Genomic DNA, 20,432 nt, shown 5'->3' with positions numbered 1-20,432 from the left:
ATTAACGGTGACGCTGCCGGTTCAGGCGTTTCATGCTTTCGATGGCTGCGGCGCGTTTCTGCCAGGCGCTCACGGTTTTACCCGCGCCTGCGCCGGTGAGTCTGCCGGTCGCCGCTGCGACGGCCATGCCGCCTTTCGCAGTCAGGCGGGCACCGCCCTTTACCCCCGCTCCGGCGAGGTCGGCGGATTTGTTCGCCAGTCCGCTCAGGCCACTCATGGCTGCCCCCTGCAGCACCGCCTGTACGGCGGCCCCGCTGAGTGCGCTGGCGAGCTTCGCGGAGAACCAGACCATCACACCTGCCGCTATCCCGGCCAGCAGGCACTGCGCCGCCAGCGTGACCATATTGGTTTCAGCGGATGTTTTTGTTGCAGCATCCAGTATCTTATTCAGGTAATTAATGGCGATACGGATGGATAAGGCGGAAAACATGATCGTTAATATTGCCGCAAAAATCGTTTTCAGCCAGTTATCAAACATCGGTTTAAGAAAACCGTACAGCAGGCAGAAAATAAAGAGCGGCGCGGTGGTGGTCATTAACAGGATGGTGATTTCGGCGAGCAGGTTGACAAAGGTGGCTGCCATCAGCAGGACAATAGAGCCGCCCCATACCAGCACTTCGGCAAGGCCGCCATTCAGTTTGACGTAAGTTGATGTGTCCATATTAAATAACTTTTGCCCCAGCGCCTGTGCCTTTCCCCAGACAGTATCGAGCAGCGCCCAGATATTATCATCGCCGCTGACACCGTCTTTGAGTCCCTGGATAGCCGCTACCGCCATATCAAGCCAGCCATCCCGGTTTAACACAAAGGTGGTGATCAGCAACATTCGCCCCACATCCCAGACGACATCTTCAACCGGGGTCCGGAGTTTGCCAGCCAGTGTCTGATAACCGCGATACAGTATAAATAAGGTAAAAGAGCTGACAATGATGACGCTGATCATCGTGCCGTAAGTGGAAGACTGACCTTCCAGTACAGCATTCAGTCCATCCATGATGTTTTTGTCCATACCAACAAAAATACCACCGGACATGGTGCCTCACCTGATATTTAAAGAAAGGAAATAAAAAAACAGGGAGAATTCCCTGTTTTGTTGGAGGAAATATTATTACTATGTCACTGCATTTCGTTTTGCAGCTTCCTGCTGAAATATCGCCTCGAATTTTTCCTTAACCCCGGGCTGGCCTTCCTGTGCAAACATAAGTGCTGCCCGGTGGGCAAATTCGCAGTTATCGCTTGCCTCGCCATCCTTCAGGCATTGCGTATAAACCGCATAAGTTTCGTCAGGATGTTGCTTATACCAGGCTTCGGATTTGGTTTCCTTGCAGCCGGACAGTAATATCACGCCTGAGAGTGTGCATAAGGTGAATAAGGATCTGAGCACGGATAACCTCCTTATAAATTATTAAGGTCAGCAACAGGTGCCGTTAGCTGCTGCTGTTCAAAGGCTTTCTGTCTTTGCTGTTCCAGCAATGTCGTTCGCTGTTCAGCCTGCCTGACAGACATCTCCCACTGATTCGTCAGCGCATTTAACTGTACGCTTTTCGCCGCGATGGCGTTAGCCAGATCCTGAGACTCTTTCGAGTCCTGCGCATTCGATATACGGTCAGATAAGTCTGATATATCGCTGAGTGTGCTGTTAATCCTGTTTTCAACGTCAGTGGTATTCTCAATCGCCATTGCTTGATTGAGGATTATCTGTTTGCAACTGTCGGCCAGGGCCTGATATTTTATTCCTTCCTGTTCCTCGCTGCATACGCTGAACGATTTGTATTTACTGTAAAGGTGTTGCAGTTCATAAGAATATGAACTGTTCTGCGTGGTCAGCAGATCATCCAGTGAAATACCGTTCTTACGGAGATTATCAATATCGGTTTTCAGGCTTCGGGCATCACTGAGAAAACCCTGAATATCCCGCACGCCGGTTGCGGTAGCCAGTTGTTTCTTATACGCATTAAGTTCGCTTTTATAATGGGTAACCGTACCCTCCCATTGCTGTAGTTTCTGCATCCACTGGTTAATGGATTCGGTATTCTGCACGGCGTCGAAAACCGGTATTCCGGCGCTGAACGCCTGCGCCGAGAAAAATAACAATAATGCCAGACGGTGATTCCTGGAACGCATTGATAGTACCTCAGGTTGGCTTTCAGATTGCCCGGTCAAAAAAAGTATCTTTCCATTCATCAGGTCGCATACCATCCTGATAAATGGCATCGAATATTTTCAGGTTGTCCTCACTGCCGCTGAGAAGCCGGGTGAATTTACCCATCCCGGACAGATCCATTTTCGCCATCGCCACAAACGGGCGGGTTTCCCCGGCCCGCAGCGGTGTTTTCAGGATGACCATATAATGCTCGCCCGGATCCAGGTTCCTGACCGTGTCATAAACACTTTCCGGCACTTTCATTTTCTCCACGTAATCCGCATGGCTGGCTTTCGGGTTGGCGAGGAAAATCTGGGTACCGCACTGCTCAATAATCGCCGGGGCGATGGGGTGTCTGACGATTTCATCCGGTGACTGTGTTGCCGGAACGAAGATACCGTTCAGCTTTCGGATGACTTTCAGCATATTGAGGGAGAAGCGGGAAAATTCGACATCGGCCAGCCAGCGCCAGAACTCATCCATAAACATCACCAGGCGGCGACCATCCAGAAGACTGGTCACACGGTACAGAAGGTAAAAGGTCACGGGGCCGCGAATATCGTCATCATCCAGAAATTCGGTGCCGTCGATACCAAAGTTATCGACATCGCTGATGGTGAAAGTATCGGCCTCGTTATCAAACACCCAGCCGAACTCGCCCCTCTGCGCCCACTGTTTCAGGCGAATACGCAGCCCGTTGGTGCGGGCGTCTGTGGTCGGCGGCTCCGGCAGCACTTCCAGCAGCCGGGTGATCCCGTACCGGCGGTACTCCGGCGGATAGTCCAGCATGATGGTGTCCACGGCGGCACTGATCCGCTCCTCATCGCGCGGATCGAGCGGCTTACCGTTGCGGCGGCACAGCATGCGCACCAGCCGTTTGATGAAACTGATGTTCCGGCGGGTTGGCTCCAGCGCAAACGGGTTGAAGCCGGTGGGCTCGCCGGTATGGATGCGGAAATAACGCCCGCCCGCCTGGCGGATCGCCATCTCCGCCGCCCGGTCCTTATCGAAATACACCGTGGTCAGCCGTTTGATGGTGGCAGAAGGCGCAAACGACGCCGGGTTACGGTACTTCTGCATCAGTTGTTGCATAATGGTCATCAGCAGGGTTTTGCCGGATCCGGTTTTCCCGATAATCGCCGTATTCCCCGGCGTTTTCTCACCGGTGTCATCCCGCCCGGCCTGGCTGTCGTGCAGGTTCAGGTAATACCCGCCACCGCCGGGAGATGTGAGGATGGCGATGGCTTCCCCCCACGGATTACCGCTGCGTTTGTGGGGATGGAAGTTATGCAGGCAGGCTATATCGGCAAAATTCTGGCTGCTGACGGCCACCAGTCGGGGTCGCAGCGTATACACGCCCGGCAGTTGCGCCAGATACGCGGCGGGCAGTGACAGGGTGGAGAGCGTTGTCATAATACCAAGATCGGCGAAGGGCTGGGCCAGAACGTTAGTGTCCTTCACCACCTGTCCGGCACTGTCTGAGGAGATCAGCAGGGAAAAGTGGAATTTACCGCACGACACATGTCCGGACTGGAGCAGGTCGCGCAGGACAATCAGCTCTTCGCGCTGGGAAGTCGCGTCGTCGTCCGTGGAGTTAAGCCGTTTTTCCGCCAGACGGATATGATTCTGCGCCTCATCCCGTGCCATGCAGGTAAAGGACTGCGTCAGAACATACTCGCTTTCGGCGTACAGCAGCGCATCCAGCATACCGGTATGGGTTTCCGGGGAATAATCCTTAATCTCCAGGCTGCGGAAGAAACGGGAACCGCTGACCGTCTGGCATTCACCGGTGTCGGTGGTGAAAAAGACGTCTGGCGTACTGAGCGTTTCATAAAATGGTGAGCGCGTTACGGCCACCTTCTGCCACTGACCGGTAAGCAGACGATGGAAGAACGCCAGTTGTGAGGAATACACCCGCCCGTTTTCTTCATATATCCCCAGCGGCGTTGCCATATAGCGGGATAATGAAGATTCCAGTGCTTCGCGGTATTCCAGCATGATTTTGAGCGCGTCATCCAGTGCTGCCTGGCGTTTACTGTGCGACTGCGCTTTCATGGTTTTCTTCTCAATCTGAGAGAACGGCGCGTAGCAGACGGTGAAAAACAGCCGGTGCCGCCATAACGGTTTGTCTTTTACCGGCTGGTAATACCGACGTGTTACCTCATCGGAAAAGGGAATACCCGAACAGGCTTCAAAAACATCATGGTATTTTTCACGGAGCCGGTGAATATAGAATGTTACCGGCAGACCCTCATACGAACGAATAACGTTATTCAGGTGCGTGGCCATCAGGGTCAGGTGATGTTCGTCTTCACATTCAAAGACTGTGCCGTCCAGCTCCCAGGTGGCAACCAAATCACGGTGACGGTTTCTGATGACGTAAGGGTGAATATGGGAGGAGTACGGAATATATTTATCCAGCGTAATACGCTCGTTTAATTTCATTTTCTGAATAAACTCCGAGACATCAACGTTATCGTACTGGTTTGCCAGCAGGGCATTCGCGCCAAAATGGGTATTGGTGAAAAGCCGCCCACGGGTTTTAAACGCCAGCCAGAGCAGACTGAAATAATGAATGTCCTTTCGGGTTTTATTTTTCATTTCCGCCCATGCAGGAATGAGCATAATCGCCAGGTAATAGCTGACATAGACTGCCAGCAGGACGATGGCCCCGCTGACGAGAACGAACGGCACCAGAGGAATACCCATAATGGCGGCAGGCCGCGTGAGTGCTTTATTCAGCGTAGCCATCGTTGCCTCCCTTATGACGCCCAGTAGGCACCGAAGCCGGACGCGCCGACGATCAGGATCGCGCCGATGATGATGTTACGCATGTCATGCAGGCTCTTGCCGTCGAACAGCACCTTGTAGCCCACCCACATAGTCGCCAGTGTGATGGTGACGGCGGCCAGTCCCAGCAGGCCGGTCGAGGTATTGCTCAGTGTTTCATTGGCCTTGTTAAAACCACTGTTCGCCGCCAGCACCGGGGCAGACAGCAGCACGGAAACAACAGCGGAGTAACGGCGTTTACGCATGATCATTTCTCCTCATCAGGGATAACAGGGATAGCGCCGCGAATGACGGAATCGGGATAATGCAGGGAAGTCAGGATCGGCGCAGTGGCACCGGCAGGCTCGCCGCGCAGCACAACGGCGGGATAACGGGCAGACGGTTGTGTGCTCGGGTCAGGGGCTCGCTGCCGGTCTTCCCGGGTGGACGGGACGACATAGCCAATGCGCTGTACGTAGCTGGTCTGGTTAAAGGCGGATTCCGGTCGCTGACCGGTTTCAAAGTTGCCGGAGTAGTAACAACTGAGCGCTCGTTTCAGAGTGCTACCGCGCCGGTAACAGTCGGCGAGAATGCGCTCAAATACCGACAGATTGATGCAAGGGTTAAGTAAGTCGCTGGCCGTGACGCCGTAATGGCGGAAATTGGTGCTGGTGATTTGCATCAGGCCGACCGAATAGCGTCGGCCTTGCGCCGCCAGCCGTCCGGTGAGGCTCATCGCCTCATCATGGCTTGCGGGAAAATGTGAAATCACACCTTTGCCGCCCGGCACGATTTCAGCAATGGCGTAAGGGTGAAAACCGGATTCGACCCGTGCCACATCAAGTGCCGTGGACGGGTGAACACTGGTGGCGCACTGCGTCGCCAGCGCCAGAAAGGCTGTGGTGGAAAGCATAGTGGCCTCGTAACCGTGGGTCCGGCAGCGTATACAAAAACACGTTACCGGGGAGAAGGACAAAAGCGGGTTAAACGGCTGCGGCATCCTGTGAAATGTCACTCTCTTCTCTCGGTTCAAGCAGTACCAGCCTGCCTGAAACCGCAATACCGGGGATCAGCACGATATTCAGGCCAGGCTTACCGTTATGTGCGAAGGCCACACCAACCCTGGTCCAGTACGTGTTTTTCTCGCCCTGTGCATCGGGCTGACTTTCCTGAGTGATAAAGACGTGATAATTGGGTTTTCTCATGGTATTTCCTTTAATAAAATAGCCGTGAAAGCAATAAAAAGGTCACATCCCGGTTCTGCATTCCGGTTTTAACGGGTCAGCGAGAACATTCAGCGGCACCCTGAATTGTGGTTACGTGACAGCCCGATCCAATTTGTTAAAGAACAATCCCCGGCCTGGACGAATGAACGTCCATCAGGGCAACCATGTTGTTATGGCATTTTCAGAATCAGATATTCAGTGCGGGATATAAACGATAAATTCAAAACAAAAATAAGAGAGATAAACTGGCGAGGATTATCAGATGCGGAAAGAGGGAGAAGGATGCAGAACAGATAATAAAGAAGGCATTCTATTTTAATGGAAACAGAAAGACGTGCAGAGAAATAATATCCCCGAACGTCTTTATCGCTATTATTAGCGTCTGCGATGCTCAAGTTGTTCCTGACATTCTGTACAGGTGGTTATGCCCGGCAGAGTCTGCCGTCGTTTTTCAGGAATAGGTTTACCACATATACGACAGTGAAATAATGATGGTGTTGAACCCGGCTTAAAACGGTTCTGCTCAATCATCTCCTCCAGTCGCTGTTCATTAAATTCCTGATCGCGGTCGATCTCATCCGGCATGGAGAGTCCTCCTGCCAGTAGCGGCTTCCTGTTCGCACAGTGCGATACGTTTCCAGACCGTGGTGAGTGACAGCGCTTCGGCCTCTGGCTGCAGGATTTCCGTCACCTGCATCATGGTGATCAGTGCATCGGGCGATTCAAGGTTTTCTACCCTGCGCTGCTGCCATTGCAACCAGATAGCCACATCTGTCTTTTCATCCGGTTCAGGCGTTCGGCCATACGGCACGCTGACACCCAGCAACCGACGGCGAAGGCAGACTTCATTGGAGGTGAGACCAAAATAGTGGTTCATCAGTGCGATGGAGCCGCCCAGTCGTATGGCCCGGTCAATTAGTTGTCGGCGCTGTTCTTCCTGACCAGAATGGGCCAGCAACTGGTGCAGAACATCGTGGCGTAGCGAGACTGCGATAAAAGGCGCGGCTGCTCGGCTCAGCGTAAAGAGTGCATCTGGCGAGAGCTGGCTGAGGGCATTCATTTCGTCAAATGTGAAACCGAGATCTTCACAGTGACGAATATTGCCTTCATTAAGCGCCTGCAGGGCATTGGTGAGTACGGCGTAATTTAGTGAAGGGATCATAATATGTATTCCGTATATTTTGTTCAACAGGCAAGATAGATGCAGAAATATCTGGGTATATAGCCTGTTGGAGGGTATTTAGTTGAATCAGTTGCTTTAATTCGCCTTCCCTTGACCGCGTTTAGCGCCGGGACAATTTAATATTGATCCATTCGTCAATTTCTGATTCCAGCCAGGCCACACTGGCTGGTCCGATTTTTATTGAACGAGGAAATGTACCCTCTTTCATATACAGATAGATTTGTGAACGTTTCAAGCCGGTTTTTTCTTCAACCTTTTTTAAGCGTAATAACTGATGTGATGTCATGATTGTCTCCTGTAGCAAAACAAACATTGGTATGCCTGGAGATAATAAAAAAGCATAACGGAAGGAGAAGTGGTAGTGGTAAACCCCGTATTACGGGGTTTAATAAACTAAATACGGGATCATATTGTTGACAGATAAACACAATATCAATTTAATAAGGATGAGGACGGAGGGGAGCCACGCTCTAGTGCTGTTTTTAAAGTATCACCGCTTAGACGGTCAGTGATACCATCAGCTGCCGCCCATTCTTCAAAAATTGTCAATAATTTATAGGGTTGTTTTATTAATGGACTGATAACATCATTGTGCCTACAAGCGAGCCAAAATAACCTTGACAAGGGTGTGGATATTCTAGTTGAAGAGGGGAGGGATTTCTCTGTAACCTGGGTGCTAATTAGTTTCTCAATCTCTGAGTAACGAATAACAAAGCAGGAATCCTGAGGCAAATTATAGAGGGGGAAATATTCTTGCTTTGTATTTTGATTTATCGTTCCCTCTGAAGAAATTCTCTCCATAATATCAAACGCCAGATCTGTTGGTAGGTTTTTTATTTGATGTTCAATTCTACACTTCCAGGTTGTTTTTTCAAACAGCTGAAAAACTTCATTGGACATAGTAACAGTGATGCCATAATTTACCGTGTTTTTCCCAATAATTGGTAATGGTATATTCAATGAGCATGCGAGAAATTGCTTTATTAAAATACATTCAAACCCAATAAGTGATGTATCAATAATATTTTGTGTGGAGTGGACGTATCTGCCCTCAGTACTGAAAATTGAGTCCCATCCATTAATAAAGCTATTTTTTTCTAGCAGACATAAACGATGAATCAATGTCCCTCTAGCTGGATGCATTTTTACTTTTTGAAATGCATATTTTATTTTTCTCAGAATAATTGGAGATTGAAAGTATATGGCGAGATTAATTTTATTATATAATGCATAACGGTAAATATCACTCTCTTTGATTCTTTCGTTGCTCTCTGTATTAATTATGTTAACGGCTTCTTGTATGGTTACCCAGTCAGGTTTCGGAAGCGAACCGTTTATGATCTCGCTGCTTTTCAACATGAAAAACTCCTTTTACATATTTTTCTATGCAAAACTTAAATTACGATTCACTGTTTCATTATTCATGAATATTATCGATAATGTACAAATGAACCCTATTTTATAAAGTAAAGAGTTTAAAAATAAAATTGTTAAACTAGTTTTTAGTTCGCTATGAAATTTTCTCTCGTAACTATGGATGAGGAGACAATTTCCTGAGAGCATAATGAAGGATGAACTGAATAATATTAAGACTAACGAAGATAAAACTCTATGAATAAAATATCGAGCCGAAATAATAAAGAGTAGTAGTACAAGATCTTTATGGCGAAAATTTTCATATTTTCGTTTGTAGGATCCCTGTTGAGAGAATTCAATAGTAATCCAATCTTTTATGTTGCAAGGGTTATGTTTGAGGCAGTTGCTTGAGCGCTGCTTTGGCTCATAGATGCTTCCTGGTGCTGGTAGAGAAATTGCCTCCCAGTGCTCCATTAGTTCTGAAAACCTTACTACTCCGATCATGCTAACGTCTCCTGACTAAAACGAACGGTACGGTTCGATTTGATCAGGATAGACAAAATTTCTGTCAAGAGGCAAGTTAGGGCGCTAACTAAATTTAGTCGCCTGGAGTTATAGAGAAGAACGATTCGGAAAATGTAATCCACTTGATGGTAGTGTTCCATATAATAATATGGAACAAATTGATAATATTATAAACTCCTGAGCATCTTCTAATTTCTTTAAAACTGGAGATTATAATTATCCTTTACGAAAGGCTAATAAAAAGGCATTGACCGCATCCTTTGCCCATTGATCACGCTGTGCAGCAGAAGTGGAAGATTTTGGATGCATTAAGCACTGTATTTGAGGCTCACCGCGTACCATATTCACGAATAAGGAAGCAACTGCATTTCGCCCAATACCACCTAACGAGATTTCTCCTTTAGATTCAGCTTGTTGTAGTATTTCTTCAACAATGTTATTTATCTTTTCTGGACCTGCTAAATAGAAACGTCTACCTAATTCAGGAAAACGCGGTGTTTCAGAAGCTACAACACGGTAGAGAGCGAGGCCATTTTCCGAAAGCACAATATCCAGATACGTTCGGGCTATTTTAAATAATTTATCATAAATATCTTTTCCCGAAATTTTAATTTTATGTACTTTTTGAAGAAAACGCTCACATTCTATTTCAATCACTGCTGTAAATAATGCTTCTTTATTTGGATAATATGCATATACGGTTGATTTTGAGACTCCAGCAGCCTGTTGGATCATATCTGTTGATGCTGCTGCATAGCCTCTTTCCAGAAAAATAGCTTTTGCTCCTTCAAGCACGCGTTGTGCTTTTTCAGGTAAGTTACTAACTATATCATTAGAAAGTATTTTATTTTTTCTTCTAGTGTCAATTGAGGTCTTTGTTGATACCGACATCTGCACTTCCTTATCCGGAATAAAGCTTGATCTTACCATAAGATGAAACTCGAAATCATATCGTTCAGGCCTGAGTGCTACTCACGTATTTTTGCGACGTAGTTGAGTGAAATTTGGTCTTGACTGTACCGAACCGATCGGTTTACTTTGTTCGCCGTAAACTAGAATAAACAGGGCGATCAAGAATGAGGTGTGTGTCAGGTTACAGATTTGCACATGGGACGAAGTCAGTAAGGTACCGTCCGCATTATCTGAAAGGATGTGTTATCTCCGTGCTCAGTCTTGCTTTGGGGTCATGTGCTGCGATCCCCGATCTGGGAACTGCTCCTCAGCCGGAGCAGGCTGCGGCGCTGATTTCACAACGCAGTTTTTCCGCTCCGCATGCTGACTGGCCGCAGGAAAAATGGTGGATGGCCTTCGGCGATACGCAGCTTAACCAGCTGATGAGTGAAGCCACCGCGCATTCACCTTCTCTGGCACAGGCAGAAGCCCGGGTGCGTGAAGCCACGGCCAGAACCGGTGTCGCCCGTTCCCGGTTATACCCGTCAATGGACGCCAGCGCGTCCATTGATAAAGAGAAGCTCAGCTACAACTACATCTACCCTAAAACAGCCGTGCCGCACGGATGGAATGATATGGGGCAGGCCAGCCTCAACTTTAGCTGGGAACTGGATTTCTGGGGTAAAAACCGGGATGCGCTGCGTGCCGCGACATCCGAAGCCAGCGCTGCTGAGGCAGATGCCGCCGCCGCGAAACTGATGCTGACGACGATGCTCGCGGACGCTTATATCCGTCTGCAGTACCAGTATGACAGTCGTGACATTGCGGCCCGACAACTGCGTAACCGGACGGATACCGTCAGGCTGGTGCAGTTACGCCATGCTCAGGGACTTGATTCCAGAGTCTCCGTGGAAGAAAGCGGTGCCCGGCTGGATGTCGCCAGAGCGGCGCTGGCTGAAGCCGATGAGCAAATCAAATTAACCCAAAACGGCATCGCGGCTTTACTGGGCCGGGGGCCGGACAGAGGGCTGGATATCCTCAGACCCCGGTTGCAGATGCGCCGCCCTGTCGGGTTACCTGATGCGCTGAACGCAAACCTGCTCGGACGCAATCCGGAAGTGGTGGCCGCACGGTGGCGGGTTGAAGCCGCCGCCAGCAATATCGGTGTTGCCAGAGCGCAGTTTTACCCGAACGTGAACCTGATGGCCTTCGTCGGATACCAGTCACTGGGGCTGAATAACCTGTTCAGCTCGGGCTCTGATATCGGGAGCGTCGGACCTGCCATCAGCTTACCCCTTTTTGAAGGCGGGCGTTTACGCGCCAACTATAAAGGTGCGAGAGCGGAATATGAATATGCGGTGGCGTCGTATAACGAGGCGCTGACACAGGCATTACGTGAAACTGCTGATGTTACACGGAGCCTTGCTGCTCTGGTGGGCAGGTCAGAAGCAACCGCATCTGCTTTGTCCCACAGCGAGGAAGCTTATCATCTGGCAAAAGCCCGGTATCAGGGGGGGCTGGCCGATTATCAGGAAGTTCTCATTTCTGAAGATGCGTTACTCCAGGCTGAGCTGGCGAATACAGCCATGCATTCCCGGGGTTATGTCTTGGATGTGTCACTCGTCAAGGCCCTTGGGGGCGGATTTGAATCCAGTTCAACATTTGATGCGCAGGTGAAACCGTAATGACTGAAGATAAAGATAAAAACGGCCCACAGGATATGGACAGGGCTCTGGATAACACGAATGCAAAACCGGATAGCGGTGATAAAAAAAAGCATCGCCGTAAATTATTCGCTTTGTTTGGTGGCGTCCTGATTCTTATCGCCATCGGTTATGCCATCTGGCTGATTTTCTTTGCCGGTAAATCCGTCTCAACGGATAACGCCTATACCGCTGCCGAAGTCGCAGACGTCACGCCGCTTGTCGGCGGACCGGTGAAGAAAGTAAATGTGGTCAACACGCAGCTTGTGCATGCCGGTGATGTACTGGTCGTGCTTGATGAGACGGACGCCAGAATTGCGGTGTCACAGGCTGAAGCTGAGCTTGGCAGCGCCCGGCGGAAGGTGATGCAGATTATGGCCAATGACACCGCTCTGAGCGGACAGCTTGATTCGCGTGAAGCAGGTATTCAGAGCGCCGAACATGATGTGGCGAGGGCACGAGCCCGGTTTGATAAGGCCACCCTTGATGAGCGACGTCGCCGGAATCTGGTGAAAGCCGGGGCCGTATCTGAGCAGGATTTTACGGATGCGCAGACAGAATTACGGGAGGCAACGGCCGCGCTGGGAGAAGCGGAAGCCAGTCTGAAAGCTGCTCGCGCTGGCAGTGTCGAAGCAAAAGGATCCCGGCAGGCGAACGAGGCCCTGTTTCTGAACAGTACCGTTGAAACTAACCCCATTGTGGTGGCGGCCAGAACCCGTCTCGATCAGGCCCGTATAAACCTGGCGCGTATGGTTATCCGGGCCCCGGTGGATGGAGTGGTAACACAGCGCTCAGTGGATATCGGGCAGCATGTTCAGGCTGGAAACCGGCTGATGCGGGTTGTGCCCATCGAGGATATTTATGTTGATGCGAATTTCAAGGAAGGTCAGCTCAGCGACGTCAGACCGGGCCAGAAGGTAGAGCTGACTTCAGACCTGTACGGCAGCGGTGTTGTTTATCACGGTGTGGTTCAGGGATTTGACGGAGGCTCCGGTTCCGCGCTTTCACTGATACCGGCGCAGAATGCCACGGGTAACTGGATTAAGGTCGTGCAGCGACTGCCGGTGCGTGTTCGTCTGGAGCGGGAAGAACTGCGTAAAAATCCTCTGCGCATCGGGCTGTCCATGGAAGTGACGGTGGACCTGACATCGAATGCCAGAGATGACCACACGGAGAAATAAGGTATGTCTGGTTCAGCATTTCCACCTCTGTCCGGATTCAAACTGGTTGTTGCGGCAATCGTGCTCTCGCTCGGGAATTTTATGGTGGTACTCGATACCACCATTGCTAACGTCGCGATGCCCACAATATCCGGTTACCTGGGCGTGTCGACAACAGAAGGAATCTGGATCATCACCGCCTATGCGGTGGCTGAAGCCATCACGGTGCCGCTGACCGGCTGGCTGGCGATGCAGTTCGGTCAGGTGCGCGTATTCCTTTTTTCTGTTGTTGCATTTGTGATTTTTTCTGTCTGCTGCGGTCTTTCCTGGTCACTACCGAGCCTGGCCATTTTCCGTGTGCTGCAGGGGCTTGCCGGTGGCCCGCTGATCCCGCTTTCTTCCACGTTGCTGCTTGCAGCCTTCCCGAAGAAACAGGCCAACATTGCCGTGGCGCTCTGGGGAATGATGACGGTAGTAGCGCCTATATTCGGTCCGATACTGGGTGGGCTTATCTCGGATAACTGGAGCTGGCAGTGGGTATTTTACATCAATATCGGCTTTGGTCTGATTGTGGGGTTTGGGACCTGGTGGGTGCTGAAGGGGAAAGAAACACATATCAGCCGTTCCCGGCTGGACAGCGTGGGGCTGGGTCTGCTCGTCATCTTTGTGGCAGCCTTTCAGATCATGCTGGATAAAGGACGTGAACTGGACTGGTTTTCCTCGGATATTATCATTGTCTGCGCCATTGTGGCCGCTATTGCCCTGATCTCGCTGATTATCTGGGAGCTCACCGCTGAGCAACCGGTGCTGGATCTGAGCGTATTTAAGTCACGTAACTGGGTGGTATCTACCGTCACGCTCTGTCTGATGTTCGGTATTTTCTTCGGGAATATCGTGCTGACCCCCCTCTGGTTACAGCAATGGATGGGATACACGGCAACCTGGGCCGGGTATGCGACGGGCCCCATGGGGATCCTGGCCGTCCTGAGCTCGCCCATAATTGGTCGTCTGCTGCCGAAGGTCGATCCCCGTCTGCTGGTGAGCTATGGCATGGGGGTACTGGCGGTCTCCTTTGTGATGCGTGCCCTGCTGACGTCGCAGGCTGACTTTATGTCAGTTGCCGTTCCCATGTTCGTTCTGGGGGCCGGAGTTCCCGCCTGCCTTATCACGCTCACCTCGCTGGGCGTGTCCGAACTGCCGCCGGAGAAAGTGGCAGCCGGTTCCGGGCTGCAGAACTTCCTGCGTGTCATGTGCATGGCGGTAGGCTCTTCCCTGACCCAGACCTACTGGGAACATATGACAAAATTTAACCGAGCGGAGCTGGTGACGGCAATCAATCCTGACGTGCCAGGGATTGTCAGCAACACGCTGGGCGCGGCCGGTATTCCGACAGACACGTCAGCGGCTCTGTTTTCGAGAATGATCGACAGTCAGGCCATCATGCTGGCAACGAACGATTTCTATCAGTCGGCCACCGTTCTGATGCTGGGGTCCATAGGCATTATCTGGCTAATCAAAAAACCGAAAGGGCCGCTTCAGAAGATGTCGGGCCATTAAATAACAGGAATGGCGGTAGCGGGAATGAGAAGGGCAGAGTATCTCCCCGTGAAAAGGTTTCATTATTTATTGCCGGTCTGCAAGTCCGTGAAATGAGGTTGTCCCATGCGATATCATAAATATAAGACCATTGTGAAATGCCTGCCGGTAATAACAGGGACGTTATTACTAAGCGGATGTCATGCTGTTTTACTTGATCCCAAAGGGCAAATCGCTATTGAACAACGGGCGCTAATCATTACGGCTTTTTGTCTGATGTTAGTGGTCGTTATTCCCGTGGTTCTGATGGCAGTTGTGTTTACCTGGAAATACCGGACCACGAATACCACGGCGAAATATACGCCTGACTGGTCCCACTCCAATAAAGTGGAGGCGGTGGTCTGGACGGTGCCCGTCCTGATTATTCTGTTTCTGGCCGTGCTGACATGGAAGTCCACCCATGCGCTTGACCCATCCAGGCCACTGACCTCTGCGGTGAAACCCATCGATATCGAAGTCATCTCCCTGGACTGGAAATGGTTGTTTATTTATCCCCAACAGGGCATTGCCACCGTCAATCAGATTGTATTCCCGGTAAATACCCCCTTGAATTTGCGTATTACATCCAATTCCGTGATGAATGGCTTTTTTATTCCGGCACTCGGCAGCCAGATTTATGCGATGCCGGGCATGCAGACCCGGCTGCATCTGATCGCCGGTGAAACGGGAACCTTCAACGGAATCTCGTCCAGTTACAGCGGCAGGGGCTTTTCCGGCATGAAATTTAAAGCGACTGCCGTACCGGATAATACCGCGTTTGAACAGTGGATCGCTGATGTGAAGAAATCACCGGATATGCTGCTCGGTCCGGCTGATTTTGAAAAACTGGCTGAGCCTGACGAAAACCACCCGGTTGAATTCTTCTCTGTCATCGATCCGACGTTGTTCAGATACGTGACTGAAAAATTTAAAGCACACGATCACGATAAGGAGACGGGAATGACTGGGTCAGAGCCGGAACAACACCTCTCACACAGAGCGCGGGGAAATTAATTATGCTCACAGGAAAACTGACGCTGGATGCCATACCTGAGGACCCGATTGTCAGGGTAACGATCGTTGCTATTCTGATACTTGGTGTGGCAATTGTTGCCGCCATCACATATTACGGTAAGTGGAAATATTTATGGTCCGAATGGCTGACCTCCGTTGACCATAAAAAGCTCGGGATCATGTACATCATCGTCGCGTTCGTGATGTTACTGCGCGGCTTTTCCGATGCAATCATGATGCGCAGCCAGCAGGTACTGGCCTCATCCGGAGTGGAAGGGGCGGGGTATCTGCCGCCCTGGCACTACGATCAAATTTTTACGGGTCACGGTGTAATCATGATTTTTTTCGTGGCGATGCCTTTCGTTATCGGCCTGATGAATATTGTGGTGCCCCTGCAGATTGGCGCGCGTGATGTGGCTTTTCCTTTCCTGAACAACCTGAGTTTCTGGTTAACGGTGGTAGGCGTGGTGCTGGTTAATCTCTGCCTGGGAGTGGGGGAGTTTGCGACCACCGGCTGGCTGGCATATCCGCCGCTTTCGGAGTTAGCGTACAGTCCCGGTGTCGGGGTGGATTACTGGATATGGACACTCCAGCTGTCGGGGATCGGGACCACACTGACCGGGATTAACTTCTTCGTCACCATACTGAAAATGCGTGCACCGGGTATGACGATGTTTAAGATGCCGGTGTTCACCTGGGCGTCGTTGTGTACCAACGTGCTGATTATCGCTTCTTTCCCTGTGCTGACCGTCACGCTGACATTGCTGACCCTTGACCGCTATCTGGGCTTCCATTTCTTCACCAATGATATGGGCGGCAACATGATGATGTACGTCAACCTGATTTGGGCGTGGGGCCATCCGGAAGTGTATATACTGGTGTTGCCGGTCTTCGGGGTCTACTCGGAAGTGGTGGCAACCTTTTCCAGGAAACGTCTGTTCGGTTATACCTCGCTGGTGTGGGCAACGGTCGCCATCACTTTGCTTTCCTTCCTGGTATGGCTGCATCACTTCTTCACCATGGGAGCCGGTGCGAACGTTAACGCCTTCTTCGGGATCATGACGATGATTATCGCTATCCCGACTGGTGTGAAAATCTTCAACTGGTTGTTCACCATGTATCAGGGGCGCATTCAGATGCACTCCGCTATGTTATGGACGGTAGGTTTTATTGTCACCTTTTCTATAGGGGGTATGACCGGCGTCCTGCTGGCCGTGCCGGGAGCTGACTTTGTCCTGCACAACAGCCTGTTCCTGATTGCCCACTTCCATAATGTCATTATCGGCGGAGTGGTGTTCGGCAGTATGGCTGGTGTGTCCTACTGGTTCCCGAAAGCGATGGGGTTCACCCTGAATGAAAAATGGAACAAGAGGGCGTTCTGGTTCTGGATCATCGGATTTTATGTGGCGTTTATGCCGCTCTATGTGCTGGGGTTCATGGGGATGACCCGCCGCTTGAGTCAGAATATTGACCCCCAGTTCCATCCCCTGCTGGTCGTGGCAGCCAGCGGTGCTGCGCTGATAGCCTGCGGGATACTGTGCCAGGTCATTATGTTCTGGGTGTCGGTGCGCGACCGCCACGAAAACCGGGATATGACCGGCGACCCGTGGGGCGGACGGACACTGGAGTGGTCCACCTCTTCCCCGCCGCCATTCTATAACTTTGCTGAAGTGCCTTTTGTCCACGAACGTGATGCGTTCTGGGAAATGAAGGAAAGAGGGGAGGCATACAAGCAACCTGCTAACTATGCCGAAATCCATATGCCGAAAAACAGCGGGGCGGGGCTGATTATTGGTCTGCTCTGCATCGGGTTTGGCTTCGGGGCTATCTGGCATATCTGGTGGCTGGCGGGATTGTCATTCCTCGGGATTATCCTGACCTGGGTTATTAAAAGCTTCGATGAAGATGTGGATTATTACGTACCCGTCGCCGAGATAAAAAAAATCGAGGATCAGCACTTTGCAGAAATAAACAAAGCCGGTGGGACATATGGTAAGTGAAGCCCTGGATTCATCCTTCCGCACCCGTGCTGAGCACGGGCATCAGGGTACAGGTACCAGTAAGGTCTTCGGCTTCTGGATCTACCTGATGAGCGACTGCATTATCTTCGCCACCCAGTTCGCGACTTACGGCGTCATGGTTCATAACATTGCAGGTGGTCCGGCGGGTAAGGATATTTTCGAACCTCCGTTTGTACTGGCGGAAACTGTGCTGCTTCTGTTTAGCTCGATTACCTATGGTTTTGCTGTTATCAGCATGGATAAAGACCGCGAGGGCGGTGTACTTGGATGGCTGACCCTGACATTTCTGTGTGGTCTGGGTTTTATCGGAATGGAAGTCTGGGAGTTCAGTCACCTGACTGCTGAGGGTTTCGGCCCACAGCGCAGTGGCTTCCTGTCAGCGCTGTTTACTCTGGTGGGCACCCATGGTCTGCATGTGACATGTGGACTGATCTGGATGCTGATCCTGATGTATCAGGTTGCCCGACGAGGTCTGTCAGGATTCAGTCGCCCCCGTCTGATATGCCTGAGTCTGTTCTGGCATTTCCTCGATGTCATCTGGATTTGCGTGTTCAGTATTGTTTACCTGATGGGAGCAATGCCATGAGACATTCTGCAGACGCACAGGGCGTAGCTTACGGCAATACGATGTCTTATATAACCGGCTTTCTCCTGTCGGTCATTCTGACGGTGATCCCGTTCTGGCTGGTTATGGACAGTGGTGTTTCCGCAGGGATCATCGCAGGCGGGGTCATGACGTGTGCCGTTGTTCAGGTGCTGGTACATCTGGTGTATTTTCTTCACCTGAATGCTTCTTCTGAAATGCGCTGGAACCTCGTAACCATTGTCTTTTCCGCTGTCATTATCTTTATCATTATTACCGGGTCGTTGTGGATCATGTGGAATCTCAATCATCAGATGATGTGAACAGGGCTTTGGCCTTTCTGTTATTCCTGTCTGCCTCATTGTGGGGGGCTATATATGGACATAAAAAAAATACGGAAGGAAAAGATAAACCGACTTGTGGTGTATGAAATTATGCAATGGATTGATGAGCATCTGGAGGAGCCGCTGAAGGTTGAGGATGTTTCTGCAAAAGCTGGTTATTCAAAATGGCATTTTCAACGGATGTTCAAGGAGGTGGCAGGAATAAGTCTAGGGAAATATATAAAGCTTGAAAAACTAAGACGTGCTTATTTTTTACTGGAGAATACGGATATACCCGTCATAGAGGTGTGCTTTATGCTCGGGTTTACCAGTCAGCAGGTATTTACCCGAGCGATGAGAAATGAAATGCATCATACACCAGGGGCTGTCAGAAGGAATAAACCTGTTCTGAAAAAGAGTTCTGGTATAAAGCGTGATGAGTTATAACCCTCTGTGAATATCATACCCCTCATTGTTTTGTTCTAAAATTACAGGGCGGATTTTAATACCAACTGACAAGGATAAATGGAAGGGGAAATACCATGAAGAAGATACAGAAAAATAACAACAGCATCTGCGTTGTCAGATGCTGTTGTTATCGTAATCCTGATTAGTTTTTTGCTGACTCAGGTAGCTTCATGACTGATATTTTTACTATATATATATGGGGGAACATAGTTTTCCCGGCACGTATAAAGATAATCAGACCACCACTGCATCATCGCTTTACGGGCTTCCAGATGTTCAGCTTTGTGGATATAAGCTATCCGCACGCTGTTGCGTTCCTGATGACTCATTTGGCGTTCAACAGCATCCTTCGACCAGAGTCCGGATTCCATTAAGGCGCTGCATGCCATTGCCCGAAAGCCATGGCCGCAAATGTCCATTTTTGTGTCATAGCCCATCAGTCGCAGTGCCTTGTTGACTGTATTTTCACACATTGGCCTGTAAGGGTTATGGTCACCGGGGAACACTAGTTCCAGATGACCTGAGATTTCCTCTACTTGTTTCAGGATAACGATGGCTTGCCGGGATAATGGAACAATGTGGGGCGTGCGCATTTTGGCTCCGCGTCCGGAATAACGAACACCGGGAAGAGCTTCGCGGGTAGCGGGGATGGTCCAGATACAGTTCCTGAAATCAAACTCGCTCCATCGGGCGAAACGCAGTTCACTGGAACGGATAAACAGGTGAAGGGTCAGAAGGACCGCTTGACGGGTTAACCCTCGTCCCTGCTGATAACCATCAATGCGCCCCAGCAATTCCGGCAGGCGTTCCAGCGGCAGGGCGGGGTAGTGGCGCTTAACGGGGGGCGCTGTCACGCCGTCAAGGTTTGCCGCCGGGTTGCTGTCAATGAATCCCTGATGAACCGCATGACGCATGATGTTACAGAGGTGCTGCCGCGTGCGGGACGCGACTTCCAGCAGACCTTTTTTCTCAATGCTTTTCAGCAGGTCAATGAAATGACGGGGTTTAAGTTCCGTGACGGACAGATGTCCGATAACCGGAAAAATATGATTGTGCATGCTGGCAAGCAGACGGTCAGCGGTATTCTGCGACCATTTTTTATTGCTTTTATGCCACGCCAGCGCCACTGTCTTAAAGACCTTTTCCGGTGAGCGGGCGGCTCTTTCGGCTATACGTTGCTGAGCGGGGTTAATGTTCTGCGCCAGCAACTTGCGGATACCGTCTCGTTGTTGCCGGGCGTCGGAAAGGGATACATCGGGATAAGCGCCTAAGCCAAGGCGGGATTCTTTACCGTTAATTCGATACTTAAGATACCAGAGACGTGAGCCGCCTGGATTGACCAAGAGGTATAGACCGTGTGAATCGGAGACTTTGAAGGATTTTTCAGAAGGTTTGAGACTGCGGATTTTCGTGTCGTTGAGAGACATATGGGGGTCACTCCATAATCGAACCAAACTGACCCCAAATCTGACCACCAAATTCTCCCGATGCG

General features: G+C 50.5%; 21 protein-coding genes. 8 read left to right on the top strand and 13 right to left on the bottom strand.

All coding sequences use genetic code 11. From position 1 onward, the window contains the following. Window position 1: 1 nt before the first annotated feature. From KOSB73_RS20205 to KOSB73_RS20150, 12 genes are all read right to left on the bottom strand, one after another. Window positions 2-1,033, bottom strand: a complete 1,032-nt coding sequence (locus KOSB73_RS20205; protein ID WP_003036377.1) for a TrbL/VirB6 family protein — start codon at window positions 1,031-1,033, stop codon at window positions 2-4. A gap of 78 nt (window positions 1,034-1,111) precedes the next feature. After that, window positions 1,112-1,384, bottom strand: coding sequence for an EexN family lipoprotein (locus tag KOSB73_RS20200; protein WP_003036380.1), 273 nt, complete (start codon window positions 1,382-1,384; stop codon window positions 1,112-1,114). An 11-nt stretch (window positions 1,385-1,395) separates the two neighbouring features. After that, window positions 1,396-2,124, bottom strand: coding sequence for a TrbJ/VirB5 family protein (locus KOSB73_RS20195; protein WP_003036383.1), 729 nt, complete (start codon window positions 2,122-2,124; stop codon window positions 1,396-1,398). A gap of 22 nt (window positions 2,125-2,146) precedes the next feature. Further along, the gene (locus tag KOSB73_RS20190; RefSeq protein WP_003036386.1) at window positions 2,147-4,894 is read right to left on the bottom strand and encodes a VirB4 family type IV secretion/conjugal transfer ATPase; all 2,748 of its coding nucleotides are present in this window, start codon (window positions 4,892-4,894) and stop codon (window positions 2,147-2,149) included. An 11-nt stretch (window positions 4,895-4,905) separates the two neighbouring features. Beyond that, window positions 4,906-5,184, bottom strand: a complete 279-nt coding sequence (locus tag KOSB73_RS20185; protein WP_003036389.1) for a TrbC/VirB2 family protein — start codon at window positions 5,182-5,184, stop codon at window positions 4,906-4,908. Next, complete coding sequence (locus KOSB73_RS20180; protein ID WP_003036391.1) at window positions 5,181-5,825, bottom strand: lytic transglycosylase domain-containing protein; 645 nt, start codon at window positions 5,823-5,825, stop codon at window positions 5,181-5,183. The genes KOSB73_RS20185 and KOSB73_RS20180 overlap by 4 nt, the downstream gene beginning before the upstream one ends. A 70-nt stretch (window positions 5,826-5,895) precedes the next feature. Beyond that, entirely contained in the window at window positions 5,896-6,117 is a 222-nt protein-coding gene (locus KOSB73_RS20175; RefSeq protein WP_003036394.1) for a hypothetical protein, read from the bottom strand. Between the two features lie 396 nt (window positions 6,118-6,513). Then, window positions 6,514-6,723, bottom strand: coding sequence for a TraR/DksA family transcriptional regulator (locus tag KOSB73_RS20170; protein ID WP_003036397.1), 210 nt, complete (start codon window positions 6,721-6,723; stop codon window positions 6,514-6,516). After that, window positions 6,713-7,300, bottom strand: coding sequence for a DUF2857 domain-containing protein (locus KOSB73_RS20165; protein WP_003036399.1), 588 nt, complete (start codon window positions 7,298-7,300; stop codon window positions 6,713-6,715). The genes KOSB73_RS20170 and KOSB73_RS20165 overlap by 11 nt, the downstream gene beginning before the upstream one ends. Before the next feature lie 121 nt (window positions 7,301-7,421). Next, window positions 7,422-7,607, bottom strand: a complete 186-nt coding sequence (locus KOSB73_RS20160; RefSeq protein ID WP_003036401.1) for an AlpA family transcriptional regulator — start codon at window positions 7,605-7,607, stop codon at window positions 7,422-7,424. A 146-nt stretch (window positions 7,608-7,753) separates the two neighbouring features. Further along, on the bottom strand, window positions 7,754-8,680 hold the full coding sequence (locus KOSB73_RS20155) for a hypothetical protein (RefSeq protein WP_003036404.1): 927 nt from the start codon (window positions 8,678-8,680) through the stop codon (window positions 7,754-7,756). A gap of 738 nt (window positions 8,681-9,418) precedes the next feature. Then, a complete protein-coding gene (locus tag KOSB73_RS20150; protein ID WP_003036407.1) occupies window positions 9,419-10,093 on the bottom strand; it encodes a TetR/AcrR family transcriptional regulator in 675 nt (224 codons plus the stop codon). A gap of 272 nt (window positions 10,094-10,365) precedes the next feature. Between KOSB73_RS20150 and KOSB73_RS20145 the strand changes: the two genes are divergently transcribed. From KOSB73_RS20145 to KOSB73_RS20110, 8 genes are all read left to right on the top strand, one after another. After that, entirely contained in the window at window positions 10,366-11,778 is a 1,413-nt protein-coding gene (locus KOSB73_RS20145) for an efflux transporter outer membrane subunit (RefSeq protein ID WP_003036410.1), read from the top strand. Beyond that, entirely contained in the window at window positions 11,778-12,977 is a 1,200-nt protein-coding gene (locus KOSB73_RS20140; protein ID WP_003036413.1) for an HlyD family secretion protein, read from the top strand. The genes KOSB73_RS20145 and KOSB73_RS20140 overlap by 1 nt, the downstream gene beginning before the upstream one ends. Window positions 12,978-12,980: 3 nt before the next feature. Then, a complete protein-coding gene (locus KOSB73_RS20135; protein WP_098140878.1) occupies window positions 12,981-14,513 on the top strand; it encodes a DHA2 family efflux MFS transporter permease subunit in 1,533 nt (510 codons plus the stop codon). Between the two features lie 105 nt (window positions 14,514-14,618). Next, window positions 14,619-15,545: a ubiquinol oxidase subunit II gene (gene cyoA / locus KOSB73_RS20130; protein ID WP_023137327.1), complete on the top strand. Its 927-nt coding sequence runs from the start codon at window positions 14,619-14,621 to the stop codon at window positions 15,543-15,545. Between the two features lie 2 nt (window positions 15,546-15,547). After that, complete coding sequence (gene cyoB, locus KOSB73_RS20125) at window positions 15,548-17,545, top strand: cytochrome o ubiquinol oxidase subunit I (protein WP_098140876.1); 1,998 nt, start codon at window positions 15,548-15,550, stop codon at window positions 17,543-17,545. Further along, window positions 17,535-18,152 (top strand): cytochrome o ubiquinol oxidase subunit III, encoded by a 618-nt coding sequence (gene cyoC / locus KOSB73_RS20120; RefSeq protein ID WP_023137325.1) that lies wholly within the window; start codon window positions 17,535-17,537, stop codon window positions 18,150-18,152. Before cyoB ends, cyoC begins: the two co-directional genes overlap by 11 nt. Continuing rightward, the gene (cyoD, locus tag KOSB73_RS20115) at window positions 18,149-18,472 is read left to right on the top strand and encodes a cytochrome o ubiquinol oxidase subunit IV (RefSeq protein WP_023137324.1); all 324 of its coding nucleotides are present in this window, start codon (window positions 18,149-18,151) and stop codon (window positions 18,470-18,472) included. Before cyoC ends, cyoD begins: the two co-directional genes overlap by 4 nt. Window positions 18,473-18,526: 54 nt before the next feature. Then, window positions 18,527-18,919 carry a helix-turn-helix domain-containing protein gene (locus KOSB73_RS20110; RefSeq protein ID WP_003030860.1) on the top strand — a complete coding sequence of 131 codons (393 nt, stop codon included), beginning with the start codon at window positions 18,527-18,529 and terminating at the stop codon, window positions 18,917-18,919. A gap of 179 nt (window positions 18,920-19,098) precedes the next feature. Here KOSB73_RS20110 and KOSB73_RS20105 read toward each other — a convergent pair whose 3' ends face one another. Then, a complete protein-coding gene (locus KOSB73_RS20105) occupies window positions 19,099-20,367 on the bottom strand; it encodes a tyrosine-type recombinase/integrase (RefSeq protein WP_003030858.1) in 1,269 nt (422 codons plus the stop codon). Window positions 20,368-20,432 lie beyond the last annotated feature (65 nt).

It is taken from the genome of Klebsiella grimontii, assembly GCF_900200035.1.
In the GTDB taxonomy this organism is placed as follows: Bacteria; Pseudomonadota; Gammaproteobacteria; order Enterobacterales; family Enterobacteriaceae; genus Klebsiella; species Klebsiella grimontii.
The sequence above is the reverse complement of the archived record's forward strand: the minus strand, read 5'-3'. Positions and strand labels throughout refer to the sequence as shown.